This window comes from Bacillus sp. BP-3 (genome assembly GCF_028401955.1).
Taxonomy (GTDB): Bacteria; Bacillota; Bacilli; order Bacillales; family Bacillaceae_G; genus Bacillus_A.
Window position 1 is genome coordinate 88,794 of the sequence record NZ_JAQOTJ010000008.1, and the last position, 15,314, is coordinate 104,107.

Annotated in this window: 20 protein-coding genes and 1 pseudogene; 12 read left to right on the top strand and 9 right to left on the bottom strand. The window is 34.0% G+C overall.

Annotation, left to right across the window (positions count from 1 at the left end; translation table 11 throughout):
- Nucleotides 1-221 precede the first annotated feature (221 nt).
- The 4 genes from PLX19_RS14400 (at nt 222) to PLX19_RS14415 (ending at nt 1,895) form a co-directional block, all read left to right on the top strand.
- Nucleotides 222-941 (top strand): AzlC family ABC transporter permease, encoded by a 720-nt coding sequence (locus PLX19_RS14400; protein ID WP_272189343.1) that lies wholly within the window; start codon nt 222-224, stop codon nt 939-941.
- Nucleotides 932-1,252 (top strand): AzlD domain-containing protein, encoded by a 321-nt coding sequence (locus PLX19_RS14405; RefSeq protein ID WP_272189344.1) that lies wholly within the window; start codon nt 932-934, stop codon nt 1,250-1,252. Before PLX19_RS14400 ends, PLX19_RS14405 begins: the two co-directional genes overlap by 10 nt.
- Nucleotides 1,253-1,368: 116 nt before the next feature.
- Nucleotides 1,369-1,575, top strand: coding sequence for a DUF3951 domain-containing protein (locus PLX19_RS14410; RefSeq protein ID WP_272189345.1), 207 nt, complete (start codon nt 1,369-1,371; stop codon nt 1,573-1,575).
- 26 nt (nt 1,576-1,601) lie between these two features.
- Nucleotides 1,602-1,895: a hypothetical protein gene (locus PLX19_RS14415; RefSeq protein ID WP_272189346.1), complete on the top strand. Its 294-nt coding sequence runs from the start codon at nt 1,602-1,604 to the stop codon at nt 1,893-1,895.
- Between the two features lie 132 nt (nt 1,896-2,027).
- On the opposite strand, the gene PLX19_RS14420 is transcribed toward PLX19_RS14415, so the two are convergent.
- The 4 genes from PLX19_RS14420 to PLX19_RS14435 form a co-directional block, all read right to left on the bottom strand.
- The gene (locus tag PLX19_RS14420; protein WP_272189347.1) at nt 2,028-2,624 is read right to left on the bottom strand and encodes a dienelactone hydrolase family protein; all 597 of its coding nucleotides are present in this window, start codon (nt 2,622-2,624) and stop codon (nt 2,028-2,030) included.
- Nucleotides 2,624-2,947 (bottom strand): antibiotic biosynthesis monooxygenase family protein, encoded by a 324-nt coding sequence (locus PLX19_RS14425; RefSeq protein ID WP_272189348.1) that lies wholly within the window; start codon nt 2,945-2,947, stop codon nt 2,624-2,626. Before PLX19_RS14425 ends, PLX19_RS14420 begins: the two co-directional genes overlap by 1 nt.
- Nucleotides 2,948-3,202: 255 nt before the next feature.
- Nucleotides 3,203-3,382, bottom strand: a complete 180-nt coding sequence (locus tag PLX19_RS14430) for an H-type small acid-soluble spore protein (protein WP_090912300.1) — start codon at nt 3,380-3,382, stop codon at nt 3,203-3,205.
- Nucleotides 3,383-3,488: 106 nt separating this feature from the next.
- Nucleotides 3,489-4,703: a helix-turn-helix domain-containing protein gene (locus PLX19_RS14435; RefSeq protein ID WP_272189349.1), complete on the bottom strand. Its 1,215-nt coding sequence runs from the start codon at nt 4,701-4,703 to the stop codon at nt 3,489-3,491.
- Between the two features lie 116 nt (nt 4,704-4,819).
- Here PLX19_RS14435 and PLX19_RS14440 point away from each other — a divergent pair, with 116 nt between their 5' ends.
- The 5 genes and pseudogenes from PLX19_RS14440 to PLX19_RS14460 all read left to right on the top strand — a co-directional run.
- Nucleotides 4,820-6,094, top strand: coding sequence for an MFS transporter (locus PLX19_RS14440; protein WP_272189350.1), 1,275 nt, complete (start codon nt 4,820-4,822; stop codon nt 6,092-6,094).
- Nucleotides 6,095-6,191: 97 nt separating this feature from the next.
- Nucleotides 6,192-6,353 carry a peptidase gene (locus PLX19_RS14445; protein WP_272189352.1) on the top strand — a complete coding sequence of 54 codons (162 nt, stop codon included), beginning with the start codon at nt 6,192-6,194 and terminating at the stop codon, nt 6,351-6,353.
- A gap of 243 nt (nt 6,354-6,596) precedes the next feature.
- Nucleotides 6,597-7,169, top strand: a complete 573-nt coding sequence (locus PLX19_RS14450) for a histidine phosphatase family protein (protein WP_272189353.1) — start codon at nt 6,597-6,599, stop codon at nt 7,167-7,169.
- Between the two features lie 89 nt (nt 7,170-7,258).
- The gene (locus PLX19_RS14455) at nt 7,259-7,648 is read left to right on the top strand and encodes a hypothetical protein (protein ID WP_020060554.1); all 390 of its coding nucleotides are present in this window, start codon (nt 7,259-7,261) and stop codon (nt 7,646-7,648) included.
- 446 nt (nt 7,649-8,094) lie between these two features.
- Nucleotides 8,095-8,244 (top strand): annotated as a pseudogene (locus PLX19_RS14460) (MepB family protein); the annotation flags it as partial.
- A 263-nt stretch (nt 8,245-8,507) separates the two neighbouring features.
- Here the strand turns inward: PLX19_RS14460 and PLX19_RS14465 are convergent.
- The 4 genes from PLX19_RS14465 to PLX19_RS14480 all read right to left on the bottom strand — a co-directional run bounded on the left by PLX19_RS14465 (nt 8,508) and on the right by PLX19_RS14480 (nt 11,209).
- Complete coding sequence (locus PLX19_RS14465; protein WP_272189356.1) at nt 8,508-9,089, bottom strand: SMI1/KNR4 family protein; 582 nt, start codon at nt 9,087-9,089, stop codon at nt 8,508-8,510.
- Between the two features lie 493 nt (nt 9,090-9,582).
- Nucleotides 9,583-10,476 carry an alpha/beta hydrolase gene (locus tag PLX19_RS14470; RefSeq protein WP_272189357.1) on the bottom strand — a complete coding sequence of 298 codons (894 nt, stop codon included), beginning with the start codon at nt 10,474-10,476 and terminating at the stop codon, nt 9,583-9,585.
- 12 nt (nt 10,477-10,488) lie between these two features.
- Nucleotides 10,489-10,818 carry a DUF3147 family protein gene (locus tag PLX19_RS14475; RefSeq protein WP_272189359.1) on the bottom strand — a complete coding sequence of 110 codons (330 nt, stop codon included), beginning with the start codon at nt 10,816-10,818 and terminating at the stop codon, nt 10,489-10,491.
- Nucleotides 10,802-11,209, bottom strand: a complete 408-nt coding sequence (locus PLX19_RS14480; RefSeq protein ID WP_442869053.1) for a transcriptional regulator, SarA/Rot family — start codon at nt 11,207-11,209, stop codon at nt 10,802-10,804. Before PLX19_RS14480 ends, PLX19_RS14475 begins: the two co-directional genes overlap by 17 nt.
- Nucleotides 11,210-11,362: 153 nt before the next feature.
- On the opposite strand from PLX19_RS14480, the gene PLX19_RS14485 reads away from it, so the two are divergent.
- From PLX19_RS14485 to PLX19_RS14495, 3 genes are all read left to right on the top strand, one after another.
- Entirely contained in the window at nt 11,363-12,124 is a 762-nt protein-coding gene (locus PLX19_RS14485) for a protein phosphatase 2C domain-containing protein (protein WP_272189360.1), read from the top strand.
- Between the two features lie 208 nt (nt 12,125-12,332).
- Nucleotides 12,333-12,518, top strand: coding sequence for a Fur-regulated basic protein FbpA (locus PLX19_RS14490; RefSeq protein ID WP_272189362.1), 186 nt, complete (start codon nt 12,333-12,335; stop codon nt 12,516-12,518).
- Nucleotides 12,519-12,632: 114 nt separating this feature from the next.
- Nucleotides 12,633-13,070, top strand: coding sequence for a GNAT family N-acetyltransferase (locus tag PLX19_RS14495; RefSeq protein WP_272189363.1), 438 nt, complete (start codon nt 12,633-12,635; stop codon nt 13,068-13,070).
- A 243-nt stretch (nt 13,071-13,313) separates the two neighbouring features.
- On the opposite strand, the gene PLX19_RS14500 is transcribed toward PLX19_RS14495, so the two are convergent.
- Nucleotides 13,314-15,293, bottom strand: a complete 1,980-nt coding sequence (locus PLX19_RS14500) for an IucA/IucC family protein (protein ID WP_272189365.1) — start codon at nt 15,291-15,293, stop codon at nt 13,314-13,316.
- Nucleotides 15,294-15,314: the final 21 nt, after the last annotated feature.

The following is a 15,314-nucleotide window of genomic DNA, read 5'->3' on the forward strand; positions in this document are numbered from 1 at the left end:
ATTATCTTCTTTTTTTCTTTTAAGTTCATTTTACCGATTAAAAATTCAGAATATTATTGACTCGGTAGAAATCTTTTCTTATATTAGTAGGTATAGTTATAACTACTAAAGAAGTGAGAGGATGACAGAAGGAGTGTGTTCAGGCATAGAAGTGATTATGGGCTGTGAAAATCTATGATTCAGTTTAAGTTCACCTTATATAAAGATAAGGAGGAGTGGGAATGGAGCGAGCAACAGTGTTACAGGCGCAAGATGAAACGTTTATGCAAGGTGTAAAAGACTGTTTGCCGACAGTGCTCGGTTATTTAAGTATCGGGGTGGCATCAGGTATTATTGAAAAAACAGCAGGATTTTCATTAACAGAAATTGCGTTGATTTCATTGCTGATTTATGCAGGTTCAGCACAATTCATTATGGCTGGAATGTTTGTAGCAGGTGCACCAGCTTCTACTATTATTTTTACAGTTTTCTTTGTGAATTTAAGGCATTTTTTAATGAGCGCAGCATTAGCTCCATATTTAAAAAACGTATCAGCTTGGAAAAACGTAGTGATCGGTTCGCAAATTACTGATGAAACATTTGGCGTTGCAGCGCAGCATGTAACAGGAAAGCAATATATAGGTGAAAAGTGGATGCTCGGTTTAAATATGACAGGTTATATAAACTGGGCATTTGCAAATATTATTGGCGGCATTTTAGGAGACTGGATACCAGATCCGCACACGTACGGGATGGATTATGCGATTCCAGCGATGTTTATCGGCTTATTTGTTTTACAACTTGTAAGCAATCGGCCAGAGCTACTTGTTCATCTTTGCGTTGCTATTTCATCCATGATCATTGCATATAGTGCCCATTTCTTTGTATCAAATAGCGTAGCTGTTATTGTTGCTACACTTGCAGCAGCGACAATTGGGGTGGTGATTGAAAAATGGAAGTGAGATGGGATTTGTTACTTGTTGTGCTCGGAGCTGCGATTGTCACATTGCTTCCAAGAGTTATACCACTGCTTGTATTAAGTAAAGTAGGAATTCCAGAATGGGGATTAAGATGGCTGGGGCATATTCCAATTGCAATATTAGCAGCATTGTTGGCACAAACGTTATTTATGTATGAAACGATGAAAGTAGATTATTTAGTAGCTGCTATTCCGACGTTTCTTGTTGCGATCTTCACACGGAGTTTACTTGGGGCTGTATTAACGGGAGTTATTGTGGTGTTTTTGTTGCGTTTCTTTCTCTCGATTTTATAATTAGAAATGGAATTTACTGAAAAAATTCTCAATAATGTAAGTTTCGTAGTTTAGAAAAAGGAGTATCTCATATTGTATCGAATTTTGTAGTATAACGATTACAAAGGGAGGGTGCCATGTTCATTTTAGGAATTGCTGTTGTTATGTTTACAATGTTGTTATTTGTTATCATTGGGCTTACAACATATAAAATGCTTGTTCAAAAAGTGACGCCTCAAATTTACTACACACCGTTTGATTCCATCAGTGCGCAATCGCGTGTGGAGTTTCATGAAGAGCAGGGAGATAGAGAAAAACGTGCAGAGAAAGATAATAACAGATAAAACTATTTTATGTTGAAAGGGAAAAAATGAAGAATTTGAAAATAATTAGTATTACTGGTATTGTAACAATTTTGATTGTCTTGGGAATCTCAATTTTTTCACCTTATAATGTTTTAAATCGTGTTCATGCAGAAGAGATTTTGCAAGAAAAAGGATTAAAAGACGAATTTGAAGGTAAAAATGTACAGAATGTTATTTATAAAGGTGACCACACTTATGTTGTTAAAGCAGATACAAAAGAATATGTTGTAATTCAGGAATATTACACATTTATGAACTATAAATGGAAGATATATGAACTTCAAAATACGTGGGAATAAAAATTCTCATGTCTTCTTAGCACTTTCACCACAGCAAATCCTATCATTTACAATTTGATGCTTCTTGCATACGTTCTCTATTTAATGGTTCCTATTCGAATCGAAAGAAGAAATATAACAGAGGAGTAGGTGCTACTTCTCTGTTATGTTTTGAAGAAAAGAACGTATCATCTCATACCCCTGATCTGCAATTTGATCATTGTACGCTGTAGAAAATGGATCAAGAAATCCATGTTCTCCGTTCAGTTGCTTTATATTTAGAAGTTGATGACCTTTATCTTGTAAACTTTCAATTAAAGCAGAAACTGAAAAACTAGTTTCGTTTGCTGGGAATAATAAAAGCGCCCGGCATTTCGGTACAATATTTGTGTAATCACGGATACGTGAACCATAACATCCGATAACAAAATCAATTCTAGAATCTTCACTATATAACCAAGCAATTGTTGCGCCAACGCTAAATCCAAGAACTCCAACAAAAGCATAGTTATTTCGAAGTTCAGTGAGCGTACTGTCAATTTGTTGCTTTCCCTGTTCAAATCCAATGTTATTCATAAAATGTAAGTATGCTTCTGTTTCTTGATCGTAATGAAAAGGAGTGGAGCGCTGTAATAAATTTGGGCAAACCACGTCTATAGTGGAGGATGATAGTGTCTGAATAACATGCTTCATATGTTGGTTGATTCCATATATTTCGTGTAGGAGTAGAATTGCTGTTTTCTGTTCCATTAAGATTTTTTCTCCTTTGTGGCTTGATACTCTCTTTCAACAAGACAAATTCTTGTATGAAATTGTTCATACCATTGTTCTCTTCCTCTTTTTCTAGCAACTGTATGGGCAGCGTGTTCTTTCCACCGCTTGATTGCTTCAAGCGATTCCCAGTATGAAATAGTGATACCAAATCCAGTTTCATTACGGACGCTTTCAACATCGATAAATCCGGATTGTTCAGCAGCTAGCTTTACCATTTCATCTGCAACTGTTTCGTAATCGTCAGTTTCAGATGATAGTTGCGAAGTGAAAATGACAGCATAGTATGGAGCTTTGTTCATTGTGTTTCCCCCTTACTATAAATTTTTTCTTTTTAGTTTATCACAAAATCTGAATAATGTGTCATTTTGTTCGGAACCATACATTAATTTCATTTACCGTAATGAATGTAATATCAAACAATAAAAAGAAAAAATAAGGATTCTCTCATTTTTTGTGTTTACATCAGCAATAAGACAGTTTCTTAAGAGGGGAATTGCCTGCAAGTGTTGAACATAAAAGAACTCCCACTTCAAAATAAAATGAAGTGGGAGTCCTTATATTTCTTCTAAGCTGTTTATTGGAACGGTGAGTTCACGATTTGGGTTTGTTGCCTCGTATATGCGCGCAGTTTCATTTGTTTCATCGACATGTTGAATCATAACAGACATGCCTTGAAATGTTACATTGGTTTGTTCCATTGATTCTGAAATTTCTTTTGCTCTTTGAATGTTCATTTTCAAACTCCTCTCTATATCCGATTGGTAAATCATCAAGATGGAAGTTTTCTTGTACTATTATGTTCCCTAAGAACAAGGGATAATATACCAATTGATAGAGAGTTTAAAGTTTTTGAATCATTTGTAATGTTTCTTCAGTGAAAGAAGAGAACACTGGGGCATGGTAATCTTGCATAGCATTGTGTGCTTGTTGTGCTTCATACAGTGCTTGTTTTTTATTTTCTAGGTGCATATAGCATAGTGCACGAAAAGAGCCAGCTGTAGTCAATAATGCTTGGTCTATTGGATGGTGCGTATATGAAGGAATTGTTACTTGATCCAACTCATGTAATGCTTCGTGATAACGCCCTAAACCATATAATGCTTTTCCTTTTTCAAGATAATAGAAGCCGTTTTTTTCGGGCTCTAGCTTTATAATAAGCTCCCTTCCATATGTTTCAACATGAGAAAGTGCTATTTCATATTGTTTCGTGATTGTATTATGAAAATAACCTTCTAATAGATGAAGCGTGGTTAATGACAAATTATTTTCTGTAAAGATGGCAAATTGCTTTGATTTCTCTAAATTGTGTAAATATCCTTCTGTATCTTTAACAAATATAGCTTGAAAAGATAAAATACGATAAAACTCATCCATTTTATAGTACACTTGATTTTTTTTAGAAAAATCAAGTGTTTGTAAAAGGATAGCTTTACATTCCTCATAATTCCCAAGTGCTAATAAAAGAATAGCTTCATACCAAAAAAGCTCAATTTGCATGATTAAATCCATTTCTAAATGTTTTTCATTATATTCGTCACGAATATAATGAATCAATTGTAAGCATTCATTATATTGTTTTTTTCGAAACAATGAGTAGTAGGAAATAAGTTTTGTTTCGGTACTTTCCCGATATAAAGCATATTTTTCAAAAATGATGATGGCTTTCTCGATATACGTTTGTACATCGTAGTTTCCTGTATAAGCTGTTACTCTTGCATATTGTTTATATAAACGTGCAGCGTTCAATGTAGACGGTAGTGCATCATGTACAATAGGATGAAGGATTTCATATACCTCTTTAAAACGCAAATCTTGTATATGTTGTTCCATCTCTTGTACAAGAGTAGCAAGTTCATTTGCGTCTTCTTCTAATAAAAAGCTTGCATCGCAGCCGAGCTTGTCAGCGAGATAATGTAATGTTTTCATAGAAGGAGTTGCCTTACCATTTTCAATTTGACTGAGCATGCTTTTTGTTAGTTCTGTCCCAGCAAGTTCAGATTGGGTAAGTTTTTTTTCTTTTCGTATTGTCCGTATTTTTTCTCCGAGAGTAGTCATAGAACTTCTCCTTTTATACAAAAGTTAAATATAATTAAACTTTCTGTTGCTGAATTCTGAAAATTGATTATATAATAAGTTTAACACAATTTAACTTTTAAAGGGAGAGTGATTCTATGGAGGGTGTATTAGAAAATCAAGATGATACACGATTGAAAATTGCAACGCGAAATATTGTTTTGATGATGATTGGAAAATTATCATCAATGCTTGGAGCAAATATTTATACGTTCGCAATGGGGTTATACGTTTTAAAAACGACAGGATCTGGAATGGGATTTGCGATTACACTTGTTTGTGGTTCCGTTCCACGTTTAATTTGTGGACCAATTGCCGGGGCAGCAGCAGACCGAATGAACCGGAAGAAGCTCGCAGTTGGAGCTGATATATTAAGCGCTCTTATAATGTTCATCATGTTTTTACTTTCAACTTCATTTGGACTTTCGTTAATCTTCATCTATGTATCCGCAGCACTGTTATCGATATGTGCAAGTTTTTTCTCTATTACTTTAACATCTTCAATTCCATTTCTAGTTGATACAACACGTATTCAAAAAGCGAATTCATTAAATCAAACAGCTATATCGCTTGCAACCATTTTAGGACCGGTTATTGGTGGTCTTGTATACGGCTTATTTTCTATGAAATTCTTTTTTTTACTGAATGGTATTACATTTGCTCTTGCAGCGCTGATAGAAGTATTTATGGTTTTTGACTTGTATAAAGGAAACAAAAAAGAAGAGAAGGAACATATTTTAACGAGCATAAAAGAAGGTTTTGTATATGTGAAAGAGAAAAGTGACATCTTTTCGATGGTAAAACTTTCATTTTGGCTGAATTTCTTTTTTTGTGCAGTTAACGTTTCACTACCATATATAATCGTTCAAAAATTAGCACTTTCCTCTCAGCAATTTGGAGTCATAGAAGGAATGTTTGCGGTTGGGATGCTAATTGCTTCTATTATTTTATCCGTTCGAGCAGAGACAACAAATAAGTTTCAGACGATTCGCAGGAACCTTTTTATATTATCAGCCTTATTGTTTTGTATTGCATTGCCAATGTTTCTTTCATTATCTAATACAATGATTTTTATATATTACATTATCCTTATGATTCTTTTTGGGGTGAATTTAATCACAATTAATGTTCCAATGCAAGTATACGTTCAAAAAACGATAGCACCTGAATATTTAGGACGTGTATTTGGATTAATTGAAACGATTGCAACTGCAATTATCCCTCTTGGAACAATTTTGTATGGAGTGCTTTTAGACTATATACCAGCATCCACTGTGATTTTCATATCTACGTTAGGACTGTTTATTGTTGTGTTCTTTGGAACAAGAAAATGGAAGAATATTCAGCAACAAGAGGGTATAGCTGTTTCGTAAAAAAGAGCAGTCATTGTTACAAAAATATGAACTTCCTACATTTGGAGAAAAAAAGGAGTATACTAGTATCATAATCCAATTACAAGGAAGTGTCGGAATGAGTACGGTTAGTGCTGTATATGGAGTTATTCTTTCTTCTCTTTTTGTTTCTTTCATTATAGGCGTAACACGTTATATTCATAAGTGGAAAGAAGGGAATGCAAAGTTAGACCATATTGAAGAGGAAGTAAGTGATTTCATGTTACATCACGGGGAATAATTTTATTTATTATCCGTAACATTTTTAATCTTATAATTTTATTATGTAAACAAGAGAAGCGTGGTGTTCGAATAAAACATCATGCTTTTTGCTAAGTAAAGCATGATATTACTAAACTTATATAAGTTTAGTTTACAAATAATATAGGAACCCTGTTTTGGTAAGAGAATGAGAGCAACTAGCTATGCATTGAAGCGACTTATATGTTGAAAAAATAATAAATAAAGTAAAGGGGATAGGGGAATGACTATTATTTATTTTGTACGGCACGCACATTCTACATATACACCTGATGAGAGGGAAAGACCGTTATCTGAGAAAGGTTGGCAAGATGCAGAAAGAGTGACACAAGTATTGAAAAATGAACCGATAGATGTTGTCATTGCTAGTCCGTATAAGAGGGCTATTCAAACGGTAGAAGGGGTTGCCGCACATTTCGAATTAACAATTCAGATAGAGGAAGACGTAAGAGAGCGTTTATTAAGTTTGCAGCCAGTTCAAGATTTTGAACGAGCTATTACAAAAGTATGGGAAGATCCCACGTTTTATTTAGAAGGTGGAGAGTCAAACGTTATAGCTCAGGAGCGCGGAGTTTCTTGTATAATGAAAATCTTAGAGAAATATAAAGAGAAAAATATTGTAATAGGAACACATGGAAATATTATGGCTCTTATCATGAATTATTTCGATTCCAAATATGATTTTTCATTTTGGAAGGAACTACAGATGCCTGACATATATAAGCTGACATTTACAGAAAGCCAACTTGTTCAAGTAAATCAAATTTGGAAAGAAGATTTTGTAAAGAATGTATGAAGATTGAGGAAAAGAGCAGGAAATGATACAGCAGTAATAGAAATAAATGGCTGGAATACAATCGTTTTTAATAAAAGGAGGCTGTTCATATGTTCGAGAAAAATAATCGATTTTCATCCATGCCAGGAGAAGTTGTAGAAGTTCATAATGTGTATGAGATTTTACCACCTGACGGAACGATTATTGGCATGGCAACACCTGAGGAAATGGAAATTGCTGCAGAACTAGAACTAAAGCATTACGCTTTTTCACGTTTAATGGAAGCAAATATTCAATTAGACGGTGCCTCCTACAAAGAGATGCTAGAAGAATTTGAAGAATATGAAAGAAAGTCAATGGCTTTTTGGCGGGCATTGCATGAGAGATTATCTGTGCCATGGGCGTGGGTATTACGCGTTGATGTCGCAAACGGCCCTATTCATGTAAGTACTGGGAACTTGTTTTATGATGTAGAAGAGTTAGAAGAAGACTTTGAATAAAAAGAAGAGGAAAGCAGTGCTATTTTAAATAGACTAAACTAAGAAGAGGATATTATGTTCAATATATGAGCATATATCCTCTTTTCTTATACATATAAAATTAGTTATACAGATATTGGAAATGTAGTTCAGTATGTATATAATATTCAGAAAATAAAGTGTACTTAGGCGGAGGACGTAGCCCATAGCCTATAGCGGGAGGCGTAGTGAGGTCTTTAGACCGAGCGTTAATATTTTTTAGGGGTGAAGTGCTATGAGGGTACAAGAGGTTCTCATAGAGAATAACAACAAAAGATACATATTACTGGATCAAGAAGGATTCCCTGTAATGCCAGTTATGAAATATATAAAGTATTTATAACGTTATCAAAACATTTTCAATACCCTACAAGAAGGAAATATTATCTTTGGTAGAAAAGAGCGGATGAAACGAAAGTTAGGTGTTAAAAATGGCAATTAGAGTTTATCCTAGATGGGAAAATCCCACTAGCAAACAAGCTATCGAAGCACAGAAATGGCAATTAGAATATTTTGTTGGGATGAACAATACAAATAGTTTACCAATACAAGAACTATTAAAGCTATACTCTAACTAAAATTGGATAGCCATAAGCTGGCAAATAGTTGTGAATTTATACACTTAAACTATCAGGTGTAAAGTGATAATAAAGTTATTTAATTCTGATTTAAAAATATAAGAGCCTCGCTACAAATCATATTGTAGTAAGGCTCTTTAAAGTTGTTTAATTTCTAACCTTTTAAATGTATTTGTAGACAAAAATCAATAATAAAGTTGTTTAAATCTTGTTCAACTAAAGCACCCGTTAGTTGAAGTGTAATTCTTTACAAATTATTGAGATTATTCTTCTTCGTCTAGAAAATTAAAACCACCATCAAGAAGATCCTGTAAATACTCATCAAAGCTGTTTGCAATCACTTCATATTCATCAGGGTCGTGCAAAAAGCGAATTATTTGACCACATACACCTTCATCAGAAGGGTTAAAATCAATATAGAGTCTTGATGTTCCACCATTGTTCATACAGTCTGAAAAATGAATATACGTGCCAGGGAGAAGTCCTTCTGGATTTATCTTAGAATCAACAGCATCCTCGTCATCTTGGTATTCTAAAAGATAGGAGACGTCTTCTTCTTCTTTTGAACTTTCGAGCATCTGCTGTGTAGAAAGCAAATAATATGGATACTCTTCAACATCTGAGCCTAAAATACATACCGCAATTTTGTTTTCTCCATATTTTCGCCAATATGTACCATCAATATTTTCAAGTAAAGAGATTAATGATTCTGGACAATTTGGATATTCTGACCGTAATGTATCAATATCCTCTTTTGTAGCACCGTACGCTTTATTTAGTGCCTCGAGCTCATCTGTTGATAATGCTGCTCTCAAGCCGTTTAAAAATTTGTTTACCAAATCCATTATTTCGTCCTCCCAATAATAAAATATAAAATTTATTTATTAGGCTATATGCCTAACATACATAAGATTATTCACTTTTATCGAAAGCCTCATTGCATCTTTTTGTTCAAGCAAATGTAAGCAGATAATCCCATTGTAATTATTGATAGGATAATTTTAGCATATTTCACTATTGAAATATGTCCGTAAATATCAAAATCAGGTCATTTTCACTCTACTAGGGGCACGGCAACGATTCGTTCTTTTTGTAATAAATTAAAATTTTTTAGAGAGTTAACCTGCACGGTTAATTCAATAAGAATTAAAGAACTTTATTATTTTTCAAAGGATTTTATTGTAAATTAAACAACTTTATTATCTCTTAACATGAGGTGCTTTAGTAGAAGAAGAAAGGACATAACATATTAGTTATATAAAATATGTTATGTCCTTTAATTTATTAACCTTTTTTTAACTTAGATCTTGATAAATCAGTCCTGCTTTCCTCTTCTTTTTACAAGTTATGTAGATTTTTTATTTCTTTTATTATAATATCAGGTCGATCAGCCTCAATGGAGTGTCCAGATTTAGGAGCAACAACAAGTTGACTTTGTTTTGAAAGTGTAGTTTGTTCATGAATAAGTTCTTGCCAAACGTTTTCTAAGGCTACTGCTTCTTCATAAGGAATACCATCTTGTACTGCTTGTTGGATAGAATGATGAGCATCTCTTCCAATAATTCTTAATGGTATGTTAGGAAATAGTTGCATACTCTTCATCTTTTGAGCACAATCTTTCCAATGTATAATTTCCGAGGAAACGGCTTTATAAAGGGCTGGAGAGATTGGAAAAGCTAATAATCGTTTTTGGATTTCAACAGGCGATGTCGTTTGTGTGGTTGTTAGTTTTGGCAAAACTTCCTGTTGTAATCGAGCAGTGTTTAAAGTGGCGTAGTATAAACATTTTTCAATCCATTTTTCATCTGAATCTGTCTCATCTAAAGTAGGTAAGTCAAGTTCATCTAAGCGATGCAGATTTATAGACGTTGAATCTACAAGAACAAGCGCAGCAACTTGTTCTGGATAGAGCATTGTAAAATGTTGTGCGCACAAACCACCATAAGAATGTCCAACTAAAATAATCGGTTCTTGAATGTGTAAAACATGTAACAATTCTCGTAATTCAAACGTGGTTTGCTCAGTTGTCCGTTCTTCCTCATGTAATTCACTTGTTCCATATCCAGGTCGATGAAACAAGACAACTTTGTAGTATGGAGAAAGTTCATTTGCAACTTCTATCCAATTATAAAAGGAGCAAAGCATACCGGTTTGAATCACAACAGTTTGTTTACCTTGTCCTGTAATCAGCACTTCAACTTTTTTTCCGAAAACATCTACACGTGTAATCAAAATAAAGCCCCCTTAAGTTTGAAAAAATCTCTGACAAGCTAATACTATTCCCCATACTCCTATACCGAATAGAATAGAAGTGCTAAGTGAAAATGAGTTGCGAAGCCCTAAATAAACGATGAATAATAGCAAGGCTGATGCAGGAAACCCATATAACACGCCAAGTGCAAAATCACTTAATTTTTCTTTAGAACCTCCTTCAACAGAAATCCAGAATAAACTGAGCAAGCTAATTAACGGAAGTGCGGCAATGAAGCCGCCGAGTGTACTATAGTGCTTGGCAATCTCTTTAACGCCTCCAATAATAAGTGCAGAGACGATTACTTTAATGAGAAAAGACATCGTAAGCCTCCTTTGCTAATAATTCGAATGCAGATTGAATCAGCTCTTTTTCTTCTTCAGATAATTTCTCTGCTATTTGTTTTAGTTTCGCCTCATCGAGCAATGTGTGTGTAGCTAATGCTTGCTGTCCTTTTTCTGTTAGCTTTACAATTACAACTCGTTCATCTTGCTGGCTACGCTCCTTTATTACAAACTCTTTTTGAATTAATCGTTTAATATGTTCAGAAGCTGTGTTATGTGAGAGGTGCAGTTTTGCTGCAATTGTACTAATGGTTTGAGCTTCTTGTCGAGATATCATTTGTAAAATTCGAATGGCTTGGTGAGTTAAATTTTCTTCATACTCATGACGGAGATAAAAATAAATTGTTTCCCAATGTTTATTGATTAGCATGATTCCAACTCCTTTTTTATATCGTATAATACGATATAATCGTTTGTAAAGATATATTTGACTTTATTTGTAAAATTTTTCATCGAAAAAGTATCTTTTTTTTAGTAGATAATATAAGCTTATCTCATAATCACAATGAAACGAGGGATGGGGATGAAGGCTGTACATACCTTTAAATGGATTGGTGATAAAAAAGCGCATTTAAATGAAATGCATGTTGAAAAGCTCGGTCCTCTTTCTATCGGATTATATAGCGGGAATACAAATGAAGATGCTGTGCTTGCTTGGTGTGATCCACAAGGTACATGGGAATTTGTGATGATTTTTGATGCAGACCATACAATTGAAAGAGCAAAGTTTATTATAGATATAATTTGTGAGAGAAAAGAGAAATTACTACAACTGTTTTCATATCCAAATCATTTAGTTTTTCATCATACGCATATGTATTTATTATCGTTATTTACAGATGAAACATTTATTGAAGAAAGTGAGAAGATGCAAGGAAAAACAGATTGTCTCATTTGTCTTCGAGTAGACCAGTTTATATATTGGTTGTCAGTAGGAGAATGTTTTATTTATTTATTTCAACCAGAGTCACAACAATGTAAACAGGGCCGTTTAAATGAACAACAGTTTTATGAGCGAATAGGTAGACGAAATATTTTTGCAACAGCAACTCCTTGTTTTACATCTGGTGTTCGTGAATTACAGAAAGGAACCAATCATCTTGTGGTCGTAACAGATGGAATCATTGCATGTGGTGAACGAATGTTTAAAGATGATCAGTTCTTAAACCAACCGTTGCTTAATGTTGGAGCTATACTAGAAAAGATGAACGTTTGGAAAGAGCCTAATAGTGCTGCAATGATAGGTTGGACCGTGGATGTAAATTGTCTAACTGAGAATGAATAAAGCAAATATGAAAAAGTTATGCTATTTACAAAACGCAGAAAAGAATTAATTCTTTTCTGCGTTTTTCTTTACGATAATAGCTTAGAGTGTTAATGATATTTCAATGCTCAAAATAAAATATGAATCTTTTTTATTTACTATCATACATATATATAATGTGGCCACAAAACGTTCATGCAGTAAATTGTCGAAAGGAGTTTGAAAAAGAATGAGTTATGGACTTCGTTATACTGTAGAGAAGAGGAAAAAACAATTGATTGAGAAGTTAATTGATGTAGGGATATATAAAGTATTAAATAAACAGTTATACGAATTAACTTTAGATGAATTGGAAAAAGAATATAAAGATCTTTTAAAATATGAAGGAGTGCAAGCTTCTGTATATACTAGTTAAAAAGCGACATAAAAGTCCTTCCTTTTTAGAGAGGACGAGAGCATCTGGCAGTGCATAGAAGCGGTCTGGGTCTTCTGCGATGAGTTGCTGTTGTTCTTCTTTTGAAGTAGCTGAATGTTATCTTTAAGTGAATCAAATAGATTTCTTAGCCTAGAACTTAAACAAGCTATGGAAACAAGGCTTTCAAAGCTGTTAATGGATAAGGAGAATTATATATGGTATACCAATTGGTTAATTGTGTCGAAAGATAAAAACTGTAATGTTGGAGGAATCATGTTAAAAGGTCTTCCAAATGAAAATGGTGAAGTAGTAATTGGTTATTATACTCTTCCTGAATATCAAGGGAATGGCTATATGACAGAAACAGTTAATAATATGAAAAACTGGTTGTTAAATCAGACGGGTGTTGTGTACGTTATTGCTGATACTGCTAAAGATAACATTCCATCACACAAGGTATTAGAAAAATTAGGAGCGGAAATGTATAAAGAAACAAATAAATTATACTTTTGGAGATTTGGCCGAAATCCATTCCCTGAAAAAAATAACTAAGAGTCATCATGTTATAGTGATGTCTCTTAGTTAAGGCATCAGTACAATGTAGATTAATAGAATGACAAACTCTTGTTTAATTAACAGATGCCTCAGTTGAATAAAAATAAAAAAATGATTAAACCTTTTATAAAAGAGTGATACATTAGAATATTTTAAGAGCGTGTTTTGATTAAATTTTTTTCAAAACACGCTCTTTCTTTTTGTTCGTTTATACAGAAGTCAAAAGAAGTTGTTTCTATTTCAATCGCATAATGGATTTTTAACTTTCACATAAAAATAAGCATGAGCTTCTCCCATCATACGCATAAGGGTTAAAGCTTTATAATCTACTTTATCTGCAAAAAAGACAGCACAGTCAGATACTGCACATTCTTTGTAGTTAGGATCTTCTTGTAAATCTACAAAAATATTGTGTAAAACTCGTTTTACTATATTCCATAGCAGTTGTTCATCGAATTCATAAAACTGACTTATATGCAAAAATAACTCGCCAAAGTGATTTTGCATGACAGAGTAAAACACTTTATTACGCATGCTTTTTTCATCATCTACTAGAATTCTTGATTTATGATGAAACATGTTTAAATCAAATCCTGCATTTTGTAAACGGTTACGATGAACACGAATACCTTCCCAATCACGCACGAGTAATCGATGCGGTGTACCATCTTTTTTAAAGACAGGGACTGTATTTTGCAAATGACCTTCTAAACCAATGCCGTATTTCACCATGAGCGGAATAAAACCGGTAAGGGCATTTGTTACATATTTCTCAATAAACTTAACAATTGCATCGTGTAATGGTAGGTTGTGGTTCTCTTTATATAATTCAATTAGTTCTACTATGACTGGTTTATTTGTACCGTGCACGGAAGCGACAAGAGCAGACCCGACAATCGCCCATTCATCTTGATTCACATAAGCATGAATATTATCGCGAACGACACAAGCGAGATTTTCACTCCGTAATGTTTGGAATTCATCGTCTACGTCATTTGGATGAAGAAAATGAGCACCAGCCCGCTCCATAATAGGAACAAAACGAGTATCGTCAATCATTGTATCTTGCGTAACGATTTGTTTTAAGATGTTGCTCATAATTGGTCCGTTATGAATCGTTTGTTCTGATAATGTTCGTACTTCCCCAGTTAAATGAATATTTGTTGTTAGTTTATAATGTGGTCTAATTGTATCGTATTGTGCAGGAAAGATCGTACGAAACGACATGCCCGCTAAATATGTTGCTCTATAATCCAATAAAATAATCATTTGTTCTTCAAGTTCTTCACTGTAAATTTCACGTAACGTATGAGTAGCTTGCCATGGATGAATTGGTAATAGTATATAGTCGTCTATTTTATCACCAAGTTTCAGTTCTGCCTCTACTTGAAGTGCAGGTTCAAAAGAGAATAATACCGCATTCCAATTTTGTTCTTCCATAAAAGCTGAGCTTATGTAATTTTCGTGTACAGCTACAAAGCAGAGTGGAATGGCATTTTTAAACTCTGCTGAATATGCCAATGTTTCTTCAGGGCTTAATCCCTTTCTCATTTTGGCACCAGGATGACAAGGATGCCCTTCAATAACAAGCTGTTCAAAAAAGGCATAGGAATCGCGTGCCTGAGAAGCAGCTTGTAGCGCCTTCGTATTCTCAGTTTGTTTATGAAATGTATAAGCAAGAGCTAAATTAGCAGCGCTATTTGTAACATCGTCTTCAAACATATGAAAATAGGAAGGAGGTCCTTGCCAATTTTCTTTCATTAGTAATGTCAATACTTCATTCGGATGTGTAATTTCTTTTTCATTAGATGGTGATACGAGAATATACGGTCCACTTATAACTGGTCGTTCAAAAGCATAAATGTGCCGAATAGGTATAAGCAGGTATGCGTTTTGCTTTTTAAAATATAGTCCTTGTACCATTGGAAATTCGTTAAACTGCCGTGTATGAGTATTTATATAATCTAGTAAAAAGTCTGGGCAGCACTGTTCTGAAAATGAAACAAATACCCCTTTATGTTTGCGAAGCAAAATCCCAGTCTCTGTCATGTTACATATATTTTCACGAATGAAGGAAGATAGTAATCGTTCCAGTATACCAGCTCGTCCTTTTTGAATCATTTGTTGATAGGTTTCATGTAGCGGTGCGTGATGTTGTTGTAAAAAAGAAAGCAAGTTTTGTTCCTCTAATTCTAATGTTTGAATTTTATTGAGTTGCATAGAAACCACCTTTCTTGAATT

Coding starts and splice junctions, on each gene's coding strand:
- PLX19_RS14400 (WP_272189343.1), top strand. CDS start 222: ATGGAGCGAGCAACAGTGTTACAGGCGCAAGATGAAACGTTTATGCAA.
- PLX19_RS14405 (WP_272189344.1), top strand. CDS start 932: ATGGAAGTGAGATGGGATTTGTTACTTGTTGTGCTCGGAGCTGCGATT.
- PLX19_RS14410 (WP_272189345.1), top strand. CDS start 1,369: ATGTTCATTTTAGGAATTGCTGTTGTTATGTTTACAATGTTGTTATTT.
- PLX19_RS14415 (WP_272189346.1), top strand. CDS start 1,602: ATGAAGAATTTGAAAATAATTAGTATTACTGGTATTGTAACAATTTTG.
- PLX19_RS14420 (WP_272189347.1), bottom strand. CDS start 2,624: ATGGAACAGAAAACAGCAATTCTACTCCTACACGAAATATATGGAATC.
- PLX19_RS14425 (WP_272189348.1), bottom strand. CDS start 2,947: ATGAACAAAGCTCCATACTATGCTGTCATTTTCACTTCGCAACTATCA.
- PLX19_RS14430 (WP_090912300.1), bottom strand. CDS start 3,382: ATGAACATTCAAAGAGCAAAAGAAATTTCAGAATCAATGGAACAAACC.
- PLX19_RS14435 (WP_272189349.1), bottom strand. CDS start 4,703: ATGACTACTCTCGGAGAAAAAATACGGACAATACGAAAAGAAAAAAAA.
- PLX19_RS14440 (WP_272189350.1), top strand. CDS start 4,820: ATGGAGGGTGTATTAGAAAATCAAGATGATACACGATTGAAAATTGCA.
- PLX19_RS14445 (WP_272189352.1), top strand. CDS start 6,192: ATGAGTACGGTTAGTGCTGTATATGGAGTTATTCTTTCTTCTCTTTTT.
- PLX19_RS14450 (WP_272189353.1), top strand. CDS start 6,597: ATGACTATTATTTATTTTGTACGGCACGCACATTCTACATATACACCT.
- PLX19_RS14455 (WP_020060554.1), top strand. CDS start 7,259: ATGTTCGAGAAAAATAATCGATTTTCATCCATGCCAGGAGAAGTTGTA.
- PLX19_RS14465 (WP_272189356.1), bottom strand. CDS start 9,089: ATGGATTTGGTAAACAAATTTTTAAACGGCTTGAGAGCAGCATTATCA.
- PLX19_RS14475 (WP_272189359.1), bottom strand. CDS start 10,818: ATGTCTTTTCTCATTAAAGTAATCGTCTCTGCACTTATTATTGGAGGC.
- PLX19_RS14480 (WP_442869053.1), bottom strand. CDS start 11,209: ATGCTAATCAATAAACATTGGGAAACAATTTATTTTTATCTCCGTCAT.
- PLX19_RS14485 (WP_272189360.1), top strand. CDS start 11,363: ATGAAGGCTGTACATACCTTTAAATGGATTGGTGATAAAAAAGCGCAT.
- PLX19_RS14490 (WP_272189362.1), top strand. CDS start 12,333: ATGAGTTATGGACTTCGTTATACTGTAGAGAAGAGGAAAAAACAATTG.
- PLX19_RS14495 (WP_272189363.1), top strand. CDS start 12,633: ATGTTATCTTTAAGTGAATCAAATAGATTTCTTAGCCTAGAACTTAAA.
- PLX19_RS14500 (WP_272189365.1), bottom strand. CDS start 15,293: ATGCAACTCAATAAAATTCAAACATTAGAATTAGAGGAACAAAACTTG.